20 protein-coding genes are annotated in these 14,994 nt (G+C 54.1%); 4 read left to right on the top strand and 16 right to left on the bottom strand.

Annotated elements, in window-relative coordinates; all coding sequences use genetic code 11:
* Positions 1-6: 6 nt before the first annotated feature.
* From yfcD to yfcF, 3 genes are read right to left on the bottom strand one after another with little or no spacing between them, the layout of a single operon-like run.
* Complete coding sequence (gene yfcD / locus VSR74_RS14230) at positions 7-552, bottom strand: NUDIX hydrolase YfcD (RefSeq protein WP_347795314.1); 546 nt, start codon at positions 550-552, stop codon at positions 7-9.
* A gap of 55 nt (positions 553-607) precedes the next feature.
* Entirely contained in the window at positions 608-1,159 is a 552-nt protein-coding gene (yfcE, locus tag VSR74_RS14225; protein ID WP_347795313.1) for a phosphodiesterase, read from the bottom strand.
* Positions 1,160-1,215: 56 nt separating this feature from the next.
* Positions 1,216-1,860: a glutathione transferase gene (gene yfcF / locus VSR74_RS14220; protein ID WP_347795312.1), complete on the bottom strand. Its 645-nt coding sequence runs from the start codon at positions 1,858-1,860 to the stop codon at positions 1,216-1,218.
* Positions 1,861-1,975: 115 nt separating this feature from the next.
* On the opposite strand from yfcF, the gene yfcG reads away from it, so the two are divergent.
* The 4 genes from yfcG to VSR74_RS14200 all read left to right on the top strand — a co-directional run bounded on the left by yfcG (position 1,976) and on the right by VSR74_RS14200 (position 4,550).
* A complete protein-coding gene (gene yfcG / locus VSR74_RS14215) occupies positions 1,976-2,605 on the top strand; it encodes a GSH-dependent disulfide bond oxidoreductase (protein ID WP_347795611.1) in 630 nt (209 codons plus the stop codon).
* A gap of 58 nt (positions 2,606-2,663) precedes the next feature.
* A complete protein-coding gene (gene folX, locus VSR74_RS14210; RefSeq protein WP_347795311.1) occupies positions 2,664-3,026 on the top strand; it encodes a dihydroneopterin triphosphate 2'-epimerase in 363 nt (120 codons plus the stop codon).
* A gap of 21 nt (positions 3,027-3,047) precedes the next feature.
* Positions 3,048-3,941, top strand: coding sequence for a TIGR01777 family oxidoreductase (locus tag VSR74_RS14205; protein ID WP_347795310.1), 894 nt, complete (start codon positions 3,048-3,050; stop codon positions 3,939-3,941).
* Positions 3,942-4,043: 102 nt separating this feature from the next.
* Positions 4,044-4,550, top strand: a complete 507-nt coding sequence (locus VSR74_RS14200) for a GNAT family N-acetyltransferase (protein WP_347795309.1) — start codon at positions 4,044-4,046, stop codon at positions 4,548-4,550.
* 26 nt (positions 4,551-4,576) lie between these two features.
* Here VSR74_RS14200 and hisP read toward each other — a convergent pair whose 3' ends face one another.
* The 13 genes from hisP to hybA form a co-directional block, all read right to left on the bottom strand.
* On the bottom strand, positions 4,577-5,350 hold the full coding sequence (gene hisP / locus VSR74_RS14195; protein WP_347795308.1) for a histidine ABC transporter ATP-binding protein HisP: 774 nt from the start codon (positions 5,348-5,350) through the stop codon (positions 4,577-4,579).
* Between the two features lie 7 nt (positions 5,351-5,357).
* Entirely contained in the window at positions 5,358-6,074 is a 717-nt protein-coding gene (locus tag VSR74_RS14190; protein ID WP_347795307.1) for an ABC transporter permease, read from the bottom strand.
* A complete protein-coding gene (locus VSR74_RS14185; RefSeq protein WP_347795306.1) occupies positions 6,071-6,757 on the bottom strand; it encodes a histidine ABC transporter permease HisQ in 687 nt (228 codons plus the stop codon). Before VSR74_RS14185 ends, VSR74_RS14190 begins: the two co-directional genes overlap by 4 nt.
* Positions 6,758-6,824: 67 nt before the next feature.
* Positions 6,825-7,607, bottom strand: coding sequence for a histidine ABC transporter substrate-binding protein HisJ (gene hisJ, locus VSR74_RS14180; RefSeq protein ID WP_347795305.1), 783 nt, complete (start codon positions 7,605-7,607; stop codon positions 6,825-6,827).
* 232 nt (positions 7,608-7,839) lie between these two features.
* Entirely contained in the window at positions 7,840-8,622 is a 783-nt protein-coding gene (gene argT / locus VSR74_RS14175) for a lysine/arginine/ornithine ABC transporter substrate-binding protein ArgT (RefSeq protein WP_347795304.1), read from the bottom strand.
* Positions 8,623-8,916: 294 nt separating this feature from the next.
* Complete coding sequence (locus VSR74_RS14170; protein ID WP_347795303.1) at positions 8,917-9,486, bottom strand: UbiX family flavin prenyltransferase; 570 nt, start codon at positions 9,484-9,486, stop codon at positions 8,917-8,919.
* Between the two features lie 81 nt (positions 9,487-9,567).
* On the bottom strand, positions 9,568-9,816 hold the full coding sequence (gene hybG / locus VSR74_RS14165) for a hydrogenase maturation factor HybG (RefSeq protein WP_347795302.1): 249 nt from the start codon (positions 9,814-9,816) through the stop codon (positions 9,568-9,570).
* Positions 9,817-9,828: 12 nt separating this feature from the next.
* Positions 9,829-10,170, bottom strand: a complete 342-nt coding sequence (gene hypA, locus VSR74_RS14160; RefSeq protein WP_347795301.1) for a hydrogenase maturation nickel metallochaperone HypA — start codon at positions 10,168-10,170, stop codon at positions 9,829-9,831.
* Positions 10,163-10,654, bottom strand: a complete 492-nt coding sequence (hybE, locus tag VSR74_RS14155; RefSeq protein WP_347795300.1) for a hydrogenase-2 assembly chaperone — start codon at positions 10,652-10,654, stop codon at positions 10,163-10,165. The genes hypA and hybE overlap by 8 nt, the downstream gene beginning before the upstream one ends.
* Entirely contained in the window at positions 10,647-11,141 is a 495-nt protein-coding gene (locus tag VSR74_RS14150; protein ID WP_347795299.1) for a HyaD/HybD family hydrogenase maturation endopeptidase, read from the bottom strand. The genes hybE and VSR74_RS14150 overlap by 8 nt, the downstream gene beginning before the upstream one ends.
* Positions 11,141-12,844, bottom strand: coding sequence for a hydrogenase 2 large subunit (gene hybC, locus VSR74_RS14145; RefSeq protein ID WP_347795298.1), 1,704 nt, complete (start codon positions 12,842-12,844; stop codon positions 11,141-11,143). The genes VSR74_RS14150 and hybC overlap by 1 nt, the downstream gene beginning before the upstream one ends.
* Positions 12,841-14,019: a Ni/Fe-hydrogenase cytochrome b subunit gene (hybB, locus tag VSR74_RS14140; protein ID WP_347795297.1), complete on the bottom strand. Its 1,179-nt coding sequence runs from the start codon at positions 14,017-14,019 to the stop codon at positions 12,841-12,843. The genes hybC and hybB overlap by 4 nt, the downstream gene beginning before the upstream one ends.
* Positions 14,009-14,992 (bottom strand): hydrogenase 2 operon protein HybA, encoded by a 984-nt coding sequence (hybA, locus tag VSR74_RS14135; protein ID WP_347795296.1) that lies wholly within the window; start codon positions 14,990-14,992, stop codon positions 14,009-14,011. Before hybA ends, hybB begins: the two co-directional genes overlap by 11 nt.
* Positions 14,993-14,994: the final 2 nt, after the last annotated feature.

Here is a 14,994-nt window from a genome sequence, read left to right as displayed (position 1 = left end):
AGAATTTTACTCTGTTTCTTCCGCAGGCACGTTCTCATTCTTCGCATTCCGGCTCATCCACAGCGCCAGCGCTTTCAGCGAGTCAGCGGTGAACTCATCACAACGCGCGGTGATCTCTTCCGGCGTTAGCCAGCACACTTCACTGACCTCTTCTTCCTGCAACGCAAAGGGCCCGTGCGAGACACAGCTAAACAGGCTTCCCCAGACGCGGCAGTGCTTATCTTCAAAGTAGAACTGACCGTGGTCGGCAAACGGCACACCGGCAATACCCAGCTCTTCTTCCGCTTCGCGGCGCGCAGAATCCAGCATTTGCTCATCAGACTGCACCACGCCGCCTGCCGTCGCGTCCAGCAAGCCGGGTTGGTAATCTTTGGTATCGGTGCGACGCTGCACCAGTATTTTGCCCATCCCATCATGAACGACGATGTAAGTGGCGCGATGACGCAGACACTGAGCCCGCATCTGTTCACGGCTGGCCTGTGCGATAACCTCATTGTCTTCGTTGACGATATCTACCCATTCCGTGCTTGCCAAATGATTCTGCTCGACCATCAGAAAACCTTCTCCAGGAAGCGCTCTTGCGGCGCATATATGTTTGTCGGGTAAATTACGGGTTAATCATAACCTCTGCAATAACCTGTTGATCATTGAGTGCGAAAACTTGCAGTTTATCGCCATCCAGCATGCCGTAACTGGCCACATTTCCACCTTTAGGGATACTGACCGAGCCGGGGTTAAACAGAAAAATCTCGCCGCGTTTCTCCGCAACCGGAAGGTGTGTATGCCCGGAAACGAGCACATCGCCAGCCGCCAGCGGTGGCGGATTGTCGGGGCCAAAAAGATGACCGTGCGTAAGAAACAGACGTTGATTTTCCGTGACGACCTGCTGCCAGGGGGCGGTGATGGGGAAGTGCAACAGCATTTGGTCAACTTCGCTGTCGCAGTTGCCGCGAACGGCGATAATCTGGCTCGCCAGCGAATTGAGGCGTTCTGCCACCTGCGCGGGCGCATATCCTTGCGGCAGTGCATTGCGTGGCCCGTGGTAGAGGATATCACCGAGGATAACCAGCCAGCGGGCACCGCTTTGTGCAAAGATTGACAATACGCGTTCAGTCGCGGGCAGAGAACCATGAATATCCGATGCAAACATCAGCTTCATTTATCAAATCTCCACACATGAAAACCGTACTATCATAATGGATTCCGTCAGAATTTTCAGCCAGCGCGTTTCGCCGATAGCGCTACATAACGCAGAACGGATGAACGTTGCCACTGAAATTCGGCGTAGTCGGCCAGCGGCTGCGGGACGTCATCGCCATTCAGCACTAGGCGATTGAGCATCAGCGCCAAATCCGTATCGGCAATGCACCATTCACCAAACAAATTTTGCTGCCCGTGTGCAAGTAACGCACTTGCCGTGTCAAACAGTTTAGCGGCGCTTTTCTCTCCTGCACGTGATAATGGCGGTTTTTTCACGCCAGCAAAGACCACATCCGTCGAACGCTCTTCACGAATCGGCATCAGGTCGCTGCGCAGCCACGCCTGAATTTGCCGGGCGCGGGCGCGTTTTTGTAAGTCATGCGGATAAAGCCGTTCCCACTGGGGCGGGGCAAAGCGTTCATCGAGATATTCGGTTATCGCGGATGACTCGCTAAGTTTAAAATCATCCACTTCCAGCAGCGGCACACGGCGAGTCTGGTCATAGCCTTTCCACCCCGACTGAAGATGTTCGCCATTGTTCAGCGACACGGTTTTCAGGGTAAACGGCAGGCTTTTTTCCTGGAGCGCCACATAGACAGACAGGACATAAGGTGAAAAGAAATCGAAATCTGACCAAAGGGTAATAGCAGGCATACTCATAATGTCTCACTTTCAGATGGCGATAATCCAACATATCGCTTCTGCTCACGCTTGTCACTGAGACTCCGTATAAGGCCTATACTTTGTTGCATCAAAGCCACAACGCGGAGAGATGATGATAGACCTCTACTATGCCCCCACCCCGAATGGCCACAAAATTACGCTTTTTCTGGAAGAGGCTGAACTCCCCTACCGGTTGATTCGTGTTGATATCAACAAGGGTGAACAGTTCAAACCGCAATTTCTTGATATCTCGCCGAATAACAAAATTCCGGCCATTGTCGACCATCAACCGGAGGACGGCGGCGCACCATTCAGTCTGTTCGAGTCAGGCGCCATTTTGCTTTATCTGGCAGACAAGTCCGGCAAGTTATTGAGCAGCGAGCTGCGCGAGCGCCACACCACGCTTCAGTGGCTTTTTTGGCAGGTAGGCGGCCTTGGCCCCATGCTCGGGCAAAATCACCACTTCAACCACTTCGCCCCGCAACCCGTCCCCTATGCGATTGAGCGATACCAGGTTGAAACCCAGCGGCTTTATAGCGTTTTGAATCAGCGCCTTGCAAATACCCCCTGGATTGCGGGCGATCGCTACAGTATTGCCGACATCGCCTGCTGGCCGTGGATAAACTCCCACGTGCGGCAGCGGATAGACCTGGCGACCTATCCTGCGGTGCAAAACTGGTTTGAACGCATCCGCCAGCGGCCAGCGACAGCGCGGGCAATGCAGCAGGCGCAGCCCCATTAAGTGGCCGATTGCTTTCGTGTATGATGGCTGGGACAACTATAAAAGGGAGTAATCTGCAATGTCTCAGCCAGACGCTATTATCCGCATCAAAAATCTCCGCCTGCGCACTTTTATCGGTATCAAGGAAGAGGAGATAGCCAACCGCCAGGACGTGGTTATCAATATCGAAATTCACTACCCGGCAGACAAAGCGCGCGGCAGCGAAGATATTAACGATGCGCTGAACTATCGCACCATCACCAAAAATATCATTCGCCATATTGAGAATAACCGTTTCTCACTGCTGGAAAAATTAACTCAGGATGTGCTCGATATCGCACGTGAGCATCACTGGGTCACTTATGCTGAAGTAGAGGTCGATAAACTTCACGCGCTGCGTTATGCCGACTCGGTTTCCATTGCCATGAGCTGGCGACGTTAGGCGCTTCCTGATGGAGGTGGCATGAAGATTCTGATTACTGGTGGTACCGGGCTGATTGGACGTCATTTGATCCCACGCCTGCTGGAACTGAGCCATACGGTGACGGTGGTGACTCGCAGCCCGGAGAAAGCCCGACAGCACTTCGGGACGCGCGTCGAGATCTGGAAGGGTCTTGAGGAGCGACGCTCCCTGGAAGGTATCGACGCGGTGATTAACCTGGCGGGCGAACCGATTGCAGACAAACGCTGGACTGATGCCCAAAAGCAACGATTGTGTGAAAGTCGGTGGCGCATCACGGAGAAACTGAGCGCGCTGATTCAGGCCAGTGAAACGCCGCCTGACGTATTGATTTCAGGCTCTGCGGCGGGTTATTACGGCGATCTCGGCGAAGTGGTCGTCACGGAAGAGGAGCCGCCACATAACGAATTTACCCACAAACTTTGCGCAAAGTGGGAACAGTTAGCCTGCACAGCGCAGAGCGATCGCACCCGCGTCTGCCTCCTGCGCACCGGTGTGGTACTGGCGCCTCAAGGCGGTATCCTGGGGAAAATGATCCCGCCGTTTAAACTGGGCCTCGGTGGGCCAATTGGCAACGGCAGGCAATATCTGGCCTGGATCCATATCGACGATATGGTTAACGGTATTCTCTGGTTGCTGGAAAAACCCCTGCGGGGGCCTTTTAATATGGTTTCCCCCTACCCCGTTCATAATGAGCAGTTTGCGCACGCGCTTGGCCATGCGCTGAAACGGCCGGCCATTCTTCGCGTACCCGCCACGGCCATCCGTCTGCTGATGGGTGAATCGTCGGTACTGGTTCTGGGTGGCCAACGCGCCCTGCCAAAGCGGCTGGAAGAGAGCGGCTTTGTCTTCCGCTGGTACGATCTCGATGGAGCGCTAGAGGATCTTTTAGCCTGAAGGAAGTGAGAGTGATGACATTGCCTGATGCGCGCAAGAGCCTGTAATCCCACACATTGAGGTGTTAAGGTAATCGCCTCTTTACCCGTTATGGCATTGAATATGATTACCCTCACCACGCCGCGTCTGCTGCTCTCATCCTTCAACGAATCTGACTGGCCCTTTTTCCTGCGACTCCGCCAGGATCCTCAGGTGATGCGTTACATGGGTGATGTTTTGAGTGAAGCGGCGCTGCGAACAGTTTTCGAGACACGCTGCACCGATAGTGGCGTTTTCGTTCTGCGTGACCTCAGCGGTGAGCCAATCGGTGATATTGGCCTGCGCATCAGCAGTAAAAACCCACACGAAGCAGACGTCGGCTACGCGCTGTTACCGGGGGCACAGGGGAAAGGCTATGCCCGCGAAGCCCTGAGCGCCATCTGCCAGTACGGGTTTACTGAACTCGGTGTGAATGCCATTAATGCCTGGGTGCTGGGCGATAATCACGGCTCTTCACGCCTGCTTGAGAAACAGGGCTTTGTCCGCATTCAGGTGCTGGAAAAGGCTTACCATCTTAATGGTGTCGACTATGACGACTGGGTCTATCGGCTGGAACGCCCACATGAATAGCCCGGCGGAGAGCCGGGCTGAAAAGATTACTTCAGAGAACCTTTAAGGAACTGCTGCAAGCGCGGGCTTTGCGGGTTATCAAAGATTTGCGCCGGGTGGCCCTCCTCCTCGATTTTCCCCTGATGCAGGAAAATGACGTGTGACGAGACGTGACGGGCAAAGCCCATTTCGTGCGTCACCACCACCATGGTTTTCCCCTCTTCTGCCAGTTGTTGCATGATGCGCAAGACTTCGCCCACCAGCTCAGGATCCAGTGCGGACGTTGGTTCATCAAACAGCAAAACTTCCGGCTCCATCGCCAGCGCACGGGCGATGGACACGCGCTGCTGCTGACCGCCGGAAAGATGTACCGGATATTTCGCCTGCTGGCGCGCGTCAATCCCCACCTTCGCCAGATATTTTTCCGCACGTTCGCGCGCTTCCTGCTTACTCAGGCCCAGCACCTGAATCGGTGCTTCCATCACGTTCTCCAGCACCGTCATATGGCTCCAGAGGTTAAAGTGCTGGAAGACCATCGTCAGGCGGGTACGCAGTAGCCGTAACTGGTTTTTATCAGCGACTTTAAGTTGGCCGTCTTTATCGCGCACCAGCCCAATATTCTGACCGCTGACGACAATCGTGCCCTCACTCGGTTTTTCCAGGAAGTTAATGCAACGCAAAAAAGTACTCTTCCCCGACCCGGACGAGCCAATAATGCTGATCACATCCCCGGCGTCAGCCTTCAGTGACACGCCTTTCAGCACCTCGTGTTCGCCGTAGTGCTTATGCAGATCGATTACGTTTAATTTATTCTCAGGCATCGTGTTCTCAGTGCGAAGAAGAAGGTTTTACATGCTGCAGCCAGCGTTTTTCCGCCTTGCGGAACAAAGAGATCAGCACATACGAGATAATCAAATACAGCACCGCCGCAATCCCGAACGCCGTGAAAGGCTGATAGGTGGCAGAGTTGATATCCCGGGCAATCTTCAATAGATCAGGCACGGTGGCAGTAAACGCCAGTGCCGTTGAGTGCAGCATCAGAATGACTTCATTGCTATAGGCAGGCAACGCAATGCGCAGCGCCGACGGCAAAATAATGCAGCGGTAAAGCTTAAAGGAGGAGAAACCGTAGGCGCGAGCAGCTTCAATCTCGCCTGCCGGCACCGCGCGGATCGCGCCCGCGAAAATCTCGGTAGTATAAGCGCAGGTGTTGAGCGTTAGCGCCAGCACCGTACAGTTCAGGCCGCTGCGGAAAAAGGCGTTCAGCAGTTCCGTTCCTTTCACAATTTCCAGCGTGTACATCCCGGAATAAAACACCAGCAATTGCACATACAGCGGTGTGCCACGAAAAATATAGGTAAACAGCCAGACCGGAAACTTAATGTATTTATTGCTGGAGACGCGCGCAATCGCCAAAAACAGCGCCAGTATGCCGCCCATCACCACAGAAGAGATCAGCAGCCAGAGCGTAATGGCGACGCCGGTAAAACGATAGCCATCCGTCCACAGCAAGGATTTCCAGTATTCCTGAATAATCTCGATCACAGGTCAGCCCTCTTCACACCCACGGAGTAGCGACGTTCGAGCAGGAACAGCACACCATTGGAAACGGTTGTAAAAACAAGATAAATCAGGCCACAAACGATGGCGAAGTAGAATGGCTCCCAGGTGCTTTTACCCGCGAGTTGCGTGGCTTTCACCACATCTTCCAGCCCAAGCAATGACACCAGCGCCGTTGATTTCAAAATGACCTGCCAGTTGTTGCCAATCCCCGGCAGCGCGTAGCGCATCATCGCCGGGAACAGAATGCGACGGAACGTCTGCCCGCCGGTAAAGCCAAAGGCCGTCGCCGCCTCAATATGCCCCTTCGGCACCGCCATAAATGCGCCGCGGAAGGTCTCGGTAAAATAGGCACCGTAGATAAACCCAAGCGTAATAATACCGGCGATCATCGGGTCGATGTCGAACTGGCTCAAACCGAGCGAATCGGTCAGCACGTTCAGCGCCATCTGCAACCCATAGAAAATCAACAGCATCAGCACGAGATCCGGCACCCCACGGATAAGCGTGGTGTAGCCTTCGAAAATCAGCGCCATTAAACGATTATTGGAGAGCTTTGCGCCAGCCCCAACCAGGCCGATAAGCACCGCCAGCACCACTGAGCTTAATGCCAGCTCAAGCGTCACCAGCGCGCCCTGAAAAATGACTTGTGAAAACCCGTAAAGCATTCAGCCTGTCCTGTCTTATTATCACCGTCGCCCCTACCGAGGCGGGGCGACGGGTGGTCAGCGAAGGTTATTCGCCGTATACGTTAAAATCGAAGTACTTTTTCGCCAGCTTGTCATACGTGCCGTCAGCACGCATTTCAGCAAACGCTTTATTCAGCGCTTCACGCAGTTCGTTGTCTTCTTTGCGCAGGCCCATACCGGTACCCACGCCAAACAGTTTTTCATCTTTGATGGACGGGCCACCAAATGCGTAATCTTTACCAATCGGCTGTTTCAGAAAACCTTCGCTTGCCGCAACTTCATCCTGGAAAGCAGCGTCAATGCGGCCTGCGGTCAGGTCGGAGTAGATGTTGTCCTGGCCCTGATAAGAGACAATCTCAACGCCTTTTGCCGCCCAGTGTTCATTGCCGTAGGTTTCCTGAGTGGTGCCCTGCAGCACGCCGACACGCTTGCCTTTCAGCGTGGCGAGTTCCGGCGTCACCGGAGAACCTTTTTTCACGACCAGACGAGAATCAGCCGCATACAGTTTGTCGGTAAACGCGATCTCCTGCTGACGTTTTTCAGTGATCGACAGGGACGACATAATGGCATCGATTTTCTTCGCTTTCAGCGACGGGATCAGTGCGTCCAGCGGGTTCTCAACGAAGGTACATTGTGTTTGAATGCGTTTACACAACTCTTTTGCCAGATCGATATCAAAACCAATCAATTCACCCTTCGCATTTTTCGATTCAAATGGTGCATAGGTTGGGTCAGTGCCAATTCGTACTTTTTGCGGAATTGCTGCGAAAACGGTTGAAGCGCCAGAAAGCGCCAATACCAGAGAAAAAGATAACGCCAGCTTTTTCATAATTATCCTCGACTGCCTTTGATTTCTGCGGTTTGTCCAAAAATTCCTGAGCAGTTATCGTGCCATTTTTCAGCCCGGAATGGCAAAGCATTCTGCCCTGTCTGCTGGCTTTTTTCTCACTTATAATGCGTATTTATGCATGATTGCACTTCTTTTGTGCACTCCGCGCACAGAAACATAGCATTGACAGCATCAATGCACCAGCCTGGTGCATTGATGCTTATCCGGGAAATTAGTCCCCGTAGACGTTAAAGTTAAAATACTTTTTCGCCATTTTATCGTAAGTACCATCCGCGCGGAGTTCCGCCAGCGCTTTATCAAACGCTTCTTTCAGCTCTGTATCATCTTTACGCAGGCCCACACCGGTACCGTCGCCAAAGAACTTTTTGTCCTTCACGGATGGCCCGGCGAAGTCAAAATCTTTCCCTGCCGGCTGCTTCAGGAAACCTTCGCTTGCTGCAACTTCATCCTGCAATGCAGCGTCCAGACGCCCTGCCGCCAAATCGGAGTAGATCAGATCCTGGTTCTGATAAGCCACGACATCAACGCCTTTGCTGCGCCAGTTTTGATTGGCATAAGCTTCCTGCGTAGATCCCTGTAGAACACCAACATGTTTGCCCTTCAGAGAGTCCAGAGTGGGCTGGATCGGCGAACCTTTCGCCGCGATCAGACGGGAATCAGCCGCATAGAGTTTGTTGGAAAACGCAATCTCCTGCTGACGTTTTTCGGTGATAGAGAGAGAAGAGATAATCGCATCGATTTTCTTCGCTTTCAGAGAGGGGATCAGGGCATCAAAATCACTGCCGACCCAGGAACACTTCACCTGCATGCGTTTGCACATTTCATTACCCAAATCGATATCAAAGCCGATGAAATCGCCTTTGGCATCTTTCGAGGAGAACGGTGCATAGGTGGTGTCGGTGCCGATGCGGATACTTTGCGGCAGCGCGGCAAACGCGCTGGAAACGCTGCCAAGACCGAGCAGTAAAGAGAGAGCCAGAACCGTCTTCTTCATACATACCCCTTTAAAAATCGTGATGCAGTGAGCTGCTATTTAATAGGTTGTGTTGTGTGTTGCAGACCAGTAGTGCAGCTTTTATGCCATCTTTATCGTCAACGCTAACTTTGACGTTAAATTTGTTAATAAAAAGATGCAATATGGTAACAGAATAGGAAGATAGCAGTTCAGACACATAATCCGCAGCAGTAAAACGCAAAATGCGTGATTAAATATCGAGGATTTGATCGGTGTTACAAAATCGCCCTGCAACAGGGCGAACAGAACAAACTGGCACCCTATTGGTGCGGCTCAGGAACCTTGCCAGCGAGTGAAGAGATCCTGTGGCAGGTCGATATTGAAGAGATCAAGAACGCGGTTAACCGTTTGATTTATAATATCGTCAATGGTCTGTGGGCGATGATAAAATGCCGGGACAGGCGGCATAATCACCGCACCAATCTCAGCCGCCTGGGTCATTAACCGCAGATGGCCAAGGTGCAACGGCGTTTCCCGTACACAGAGTACCAGCGGGCGACGCTCCTTCAGCACCACATCCGCCGCGCGGGTCAGCAGGCCATCGGTGTAGCTATTCACAATGCCGGAGAGGGTTTTCATCGAACACGGCAAAATCACCATGCCCATGGTTTTGAAAGAGCCCGATGAGATGCTGGCAGCAATATCGCGCGCATCATGAACGACATCCGCCAGTGCCTGAACATCACGCAGAGAGAGGGAGGTCTCCAGCGCCAGCGTTTGCCGCGCAGCCTGGCTCATCACCAGATGCGTTTCAATATCAGGCACTTCGCGTAAAACCTGAAGCAGGCGCACACCGTAAATTGCGCCGCTGGCACCGGATATTCCAATAATAAGTCGTTTCACTGTGACTGCCCTTTTTGCGGAATGCTACAACTTAGCAGGATTATAGCGTCCAGAGCCCGTTCAACGAAATTAAACCATTCCTCACACCGCTGTTTCGTCATACTCCATCTGCCGTAGAGCGGCCAGCGTCGCCTGCGCTTCGGCTTCATCAATAATGCTCATGGCAAACCCCACGTGCACCAGCACCCACTGCCCAACGAGGTCGGCGGTGTCGCCTTCGCAGATAAGCGCAATATTCACATCCCGCTTCACGCCGCACACTTCCACCTGCGCAAGCTGGTGAATATCCTCACCCACGGCCAGCACCTGGCCTGGTACGCCAATACACATAATTAACTCCGGTTATTCCACTTCAATACTTTTTACCCGCAATGAATCGCCCGTATCGACGCGCAAATTCGCCCCCTCGCACTGCGGGCAACGCGCGTCATGCTGGGTGATTGCAACCGCCTGGCTGCAATCCCAGCACCAGGCCTGCGCGGGGCGATAATCAATATGCAATTCGCAGCCCTGTGCGACGGTATTCTGACAGACGATATCAAAGCTGAAACGCACGGCGCTCTCTTCCACGCAGGAGAGCGCGCCGATCTCCAGCCATACGCCCGTCACGCGGTTGACACCGTGCTGCCGGGCCTGCTGCTGGATGATATCCACCGCGCTCTGACACAGCGAAAGCTCATGCATCCGCGACGCTCCGGCGACCAAACAGCAACGCGCGGCGGCTTGCCATATCCGGCGCATCCGGATTACTCACTGGCAGCGAAAGCAGCATTCGCGCACAGTCTTCCATCAGGCGAAGCCCCTCTTCCACCGAAAGCGCTTTAGGCAGCGGCGACAGCAGCGAGCATGACAGATATTGCGAAACCCCTTCCAGCTCGCCCACGGTGAAGGTCATGGTGCCGTAAGGCAATTGCAGCCCCAGTTTTTCACTGACGGTGCGATGCGGCCAGCGCTGATCCGGGCCGGGGAAAATAACCGCGCTCAGCATCCACGGGGTGATGACACAGCCCGTCCACTGCCCCTCAAATAGCGTGAAGCCCGATACGGAGACCGGCATTGTTGGGTGGAGAAACGCCAAATCATGCATCGAACGGCAAGCCACCTCTTCAAAAGCCGCCTGCACCAATAACTGCGGCGACGTTGAAAAACCGCTGATCTCTTCAGGCATGCGTTTCCTCCTGGGCAACCACTTCAACGCCCGATTCGCGCAGCGCCAGCAGCACCTGCTCCAGCGCTGGCGTAATCATCGCCTCTACGGTTGGCGTTAAACCGATATGGGGTTCCAGCGATTCAGGAATGACGCCTACCAGGGTGAGTTTTTTCGGAAACTCCCCCGTGAAGCGCAGGGCCGACAGAACGTCGGCCAGCCCAAGCTGATGCGGAGAGATTTTGTTGGTAAACAGCGCCGGAACTTCATCATCTCGCAGCACCATAATGGTGCCCGGCGCGTTTTTGCGCGAGACGATAGCGTCAGCGATAATCAGGTGATCGCGGTCAGCCATATCGCCCAGTAATTCCATGCCTGCCGTCCCACCGTCGAGTACCTCGACGTAATCAGGCAGGATATAGCGCTGCTCCAGGGCTTCCACAATACGCACACCGATAGCTTCATCGGTGAGCAAAATATTGCCGACGCCTAAGACTAAAATCCGCATCACAGCACCTTCACCGCGACAACATCGTTGCCGTCGGCGTCCACCACATGCACCGCGCAGGACATGCACGGGTCGAAGGAGTGAATAGTGCGCACCACTTCCAGCGGTTTTTCCGGATCGGCGACCGGTGTCCCCACCAGCGAACGCTCATACGGGCCGACTTCGTCATTGAAATTCCGCGGGCCTGAGTTCCAGGTGGAAGGCACAACCGCCTGATAGTTGCTGATAATCCCGTCTTTGATCACCATCCAGTGCGACAGCATACCGCGCGGCGCTTCGAGGAATCCGACGCCTTTAAACTCACCGGTTGCCGGGATATTCGGTTTCACAAAGGTGGTGTGATCGCCCTTGCCAATATTGGCGATCAGCGCGCTGTATTGATGCTGCAAAATAGTCTGTAATTCACAGCAATGGACGGTGCGCCCGATGATACGCCCGAGCGTGGAGTGCAGTTGCTCAACGCCCAGCGTTTTGCCCGTCAATTTGGTATAAATGGCGATGATTTCATTGAGCTTCGCGTGGGTTGCTTCGCGTTTTGCCGCCAGTTTGCACAGCATATTCGCCAGCGGCCCCACTTCAACGGTTTTGCCGTAGAAGGTCGGCGCTTTCACCCAGGAGTATTTACCGTCTTCTGACCAGCCGGTGTAGTTCGGCACGGTGGTGCCTTCCCACGGCGCCTGTGGCGATTCGTCTTTATACCAGGCGTGTTTTGCGCTCTCCTGAATCCCTTTGATCAGAAACTCATCAGACTGAGAACTGATTGGACGGTACGTCGACAGATCGCTGTTGGTGATATAGCCGCCCGGGAAGAGGAAACTGCCGTTTTTGCCATCGGTCGGAAATTCCGGCGTCGCCAGGTAGTTCACCGCCCCGCGACCACGCTCCAGCCACTCCGGATAAAACGCCGCAATGACCGCAGTATCGACTTTATAAACCTGCTCAACGAAATCGCTCAGTTTGTCGATAAAGGATTTGATATACATCAGGCGTTCAAGGTTCAGCACGCCCAGGCCATCAAGGTTGATAGGGTTCGCTACCCCGCCAACAGCAAGGTTCTGAATGTGCGGTGATTTACCGCCCAGCAGTGCCACCACGCGGTTCGCGTCGCGCTGGCACTCCAGCGCCTGTAAATAGTGCGCCACCGCAATCAGGTTCACTTCCGGCGGCAGTTTCATCGCCGGGTGCCCCCAGTAGCCGTTGGCAAAAATCCCCAACTGACCGCTGGCAACCAGATCTTTGATTTTATTCTGAACCCTGGTGAACTCTTCCGCGCTGTTCAGAGGCCAGCTTGACACGCCCGTCAGCATCGCCGAGGCTTTTGCCGGGTCGGCCTTCAGGGCGGAGGTAATATCCACCCAGTCGAGCGCGGAAAGCTGATAAAAATGAACGATGTGGTCATGGGTCGTATGCGCCGCCAGGATGATATTGCGGATGTATTGCGCATTCACCGGCACATCAATCTTCAGTGCGCTTTCTGCGGCACGCACGGATGCGATGGCATGCGTGGTGGTGCAAACACCGCAGATACGCTGCACAATCATCCACGCATCGCGCGGGTCGCGATTTTTAACAATCTCTTCCATCCCACGCCACATGGTGCCAGAGGCCCACGCTTTAGATACCACGCCATTTTCAATTTCGCAGTCGATGCGCAGGTGCCCTTCAATTCGGGTTACCGGGTCAATCGTAATTCTCTGGCTCATGCTTTGCTCGCCTCATGACGCTTGTTGTCGTTTTGTTTTAAAGGGGGAAGTATCGGCAACAGACGAATGAGCAGGATGTATGCACAAATCTCAATTGCCACAAAACCTATAGAAATCAGCAGCTCTTCCCAGGCCGGGAAGTAGTGGTAGCCGCCACCGGGGTTGAACGCCACCAGCGAGTAGGCGATACGCCAGGTCGCACAGCCCAACAGCGCGCTCAGTGCGGACAGGTAAAGCATGCGCGAATCATTGCGTAACGTTCCGACACGCAGTACCACCAGCGGGAAGATCATCAGCAGCGCTTCCAGCCAGAACAGGAAGGAGTAGAAATCCCCCGCAAAGGCATACGACAGTTTGTGGCGATAAACCAGCTCACCGACGCGCAGCACCAGGAACAGCGCAAGCAACACGCTGGCGGTATTCATCAGCTTCACAAACAGCGATTTCTCATCCGGCCCTCTTCCCCGTAGCCCGGTCTGCACCAGCGAACCTTCAAACACCACAATGGCGAAGCCCATGATGAAAGCGGTCAGAACCGAGAAGAGCGGCAGCATCTCGTAGCTTTGCCACAGCGGATGCACTTTATAGCCCGCCGAGATCATCAATGACCCCATGGAAGACTGGTGCATCGTCGGCAGCAATGCGCCGAGCGCAATGATGAAGAACATCAGTTTATTGAGGAACTTAAGCGGCACCTTCCAGCCCATCCGTTCCAGCAGCGCGGGGGCAAACTCCAGCGCCATTACGCCGATATAGATGGTCATACAGACGGCGGTTTCAAACAGCACCGAGTTAACGTTAAAGTGCCCCGGAATGTAAAAATACGGCAGGTTCCAGTAACGCCCAACGTCGATAGTGATCGACAGGCCGCCGAGCGAATAGCCAAAGAGGCTGGCCAGCAGCGCCGGGCGCACCAGCGGGTGATAGCGCCCTTTGTTGAAGACATACACCGCCCAGGCCAGCGCCCAACCGCCGCAGGCAAAGCCGGTGCCGATCAACAAATCGAAGGCGATCCAGATCCCCCACGGGTATCCACCGTTAAGATCGGAAACGGAGCCCAACCCCCAGATCAGACGTTTGACGATCATGATCAGACACAGCACAGCCAGCGGAGCAAAAATGATGATCGGCTTGCTGATGATTTTCCCGCCCAGCGGTTTAGGATCATGACTCATGATCGTCTCCTCCATCGTGAAGTTTGCCTTTTGTATTACGGCGAACCAGCACGGTTAATCCCGCGAGCAAAGCAAGCGGCAGCATCATGCCCTTATAAACGGTGTGTTGGACGTGTTCAGAACGCGCCCCGGTAGAGAGCTCATCCAGCTTCGGCAAGCCCAGATTCTCATAAGGCACACCGGTCAACACCAGCACCTGCGTTCCGCCGCCCTCTTTCTCACCGTATAGGTGTGGATGATAGTGCGGCACCGTATGCAGGTAGGTATCCCCTGTTTTCAGGGTCTGACGTGGGTAGAGGTATTCGCTTCCCGGTTTCAGAGCCAGACGTTTTTTCGCCTCAGCCATCAGATCTTCGCGGGTGCCAAAAATCACCGCACCTGCCGGACAAACGGAGACGCAGCCCGGCAACCCGCCTTTATCTAAACGTTCAACGCCCTTTTGGTTACAGAGTTCACATTTGTGAATGGCACCAAATGGGTTGTTGTAATCGTATTTCGGCACGTTATAGGGACAGGCGACCATGCAGTAACGGCAGCCGGTGCAGACATCTTTGTTGTAATGCACAATGCCGGTTTTCGGGTCTTTTCTCAGCGCCTGAACCGGGCACACGGAGACACAGTTCGGGTCTACACAGTGCATACACTGCTTTTTGATGTAGGCGTAACCGTTCTCTTCTTTATCTTTGTTAACGCCCGTTCCGCTACGCCACACCTGAATGATGTTATTGGTATAGGGCGACAGTTTGTCGTTGTTGGACCAGGTTTGTTCGCCCTGCGGGTTGCGCGCCGGGAAGTTGATATTCTGGCACTCGGTCACGCAGGCCTGGCAGCCGACGCAAAGTGTTGAGTCGTATAACATCCCCAACGAACCAGGAATCGGCGGACGGTTTTCCGCCGCATGAGCCACGGAAGGCGCAGCCCCCAGCAGCAGTGCGCCGCCCGAGGCGGCTTTGATAAAGTTTCTTCTGTTCACGG

Source organism: Pseudocitrobacter cyperus (assembly GCF_039889165.1).
GTDB lineage: Bacteria > Pseudomonadota > Gammaproteobacteria > Enterobacterales > Enterobacteriaceae > Pseudocitrobacter > Pseudocitrobacter cyperus.
Note: the sequence above shows the minus strand (reverse complement) of the source record. Positions and strands in the feature narration are given on the sequence as shown.

Excerpts from the sequence above, each read along its gene's own strand:
- yfcD (WP_347795314.1), bottom strand. The coding sequence starts at position 552 with ATGGTCGAGCAGAATCATTTGGCAAGCACGGAATGGGTAGATATCGTC.
- yfcE (WP_347795313.1), bottom strand. The coding sequence starts at position 1,159 with ATGAAGCTGATGTTTGCATCGGATATTCATGGTTCTCTGCCCGCGACT.
- yfcF (WP_347795312.1), bottom strand. The coding sequence starts at position 1,860 with ATGAGTATGCCTGCTATTACCCTTTGGTCAGATTTCGATTTCTTTTCA.
- yfcG (WP_347795611.1), top strand. The coding sequence starts at position 1,976 with ATGATAGACCTCTACTATGCCCCCACCCCGAATGGCCACAAAATTACG.
- folX (WP_347795311.1), top strand. The coding sequence starts at position 2,664 with ATGTCTCAGCCAGACGCTATTATCCGCATCAAAAATCTCCGCCTGCGC.
- VSR74_RS14205 (WP_347795310.1), top strand. The coding sequence starts at position 3,048 with ATGAAGATTCTGATTACTGGTGGTACCGGGCTGATTGGACGTCATTTG.
- VSR74_RS14200 (WP_347795309.1), top strand. The coding sequence starts at position 4,044 with ATGATTACCCTCACCACGCCGCGTCTGCTGCTCTCATCCTTCAACGAA.
- hisP (WP_347795308.1), bottom strand. The coding sequence starts at position 5,350 with ATGCCTGAGAATAAATTAAACGTAATCGATCTGCATAAGCACTACGGC.
- VSR74_RS14185 (WP_347795306.1), bottom strand. The coding sequence starts at position 6,757 with ATGCTTTACGGGTTTTCACAAGTCATTTTTCAGGGCGCGCTGGTGACG.
- hisJ (WP_347795305.1), bottom strand. The coding sequence starts at position 7,607 with ATGAAAAAGCTGGCGTTATCTTTTTCTCTGGTATTGGCGCTTTCTGGC.
- argT (WP_347795304.1), bottom strand. The coding sequence starts at position 8,622 with ATGAAGAAGACGGTTCTGGCTCTCTCTTTACTGCTCGGTCTTGGCAGC.
- hybG (WP_347795302.1), bottom strand. The coding sequence starts at position 9,816 with ATGTGTATTGGCGTACCAGGCCAGGTGCTGGCCGTGGGTGAGGATATT.
- hypA (WP_347795301.1), bottom strand. The coding sequence starts at position 10,170 with ATGCATGAGCTTTCGCTGTGTCAGAGCGCGGTGGATATCATCCAGCAG.
- hybE (WP_347795300.1), bottom strand. The coding sequence starts at position 10,654 with ATGCCTGAAGAGATCAGCGGTTTTTCAACGTCGCCGCAGTTATTGGTG.
- VSR74_RS14150 (WP_347795299.1), bottom strand. The coding sequence starts at position 11,141 with ATGCGGATTTTAGTCTTAGGCGTCGGCAATATTTTGCTCACCGATGAA.
- hybC (WP_347795298.1), bottom strand. The coding sequence starts at position 12,844 with ATGAGCCAGAGAATTACGATTGACCCGGTAACCCGAATTGAAGGGCAC.
- hybB (WP_347795297.1), bottom strand. The coding sequence starts at position 14,019 with ATGAGTCATGATCCTAAACCGCTGGGCGGGAAAATCATCAGCAAGCCG.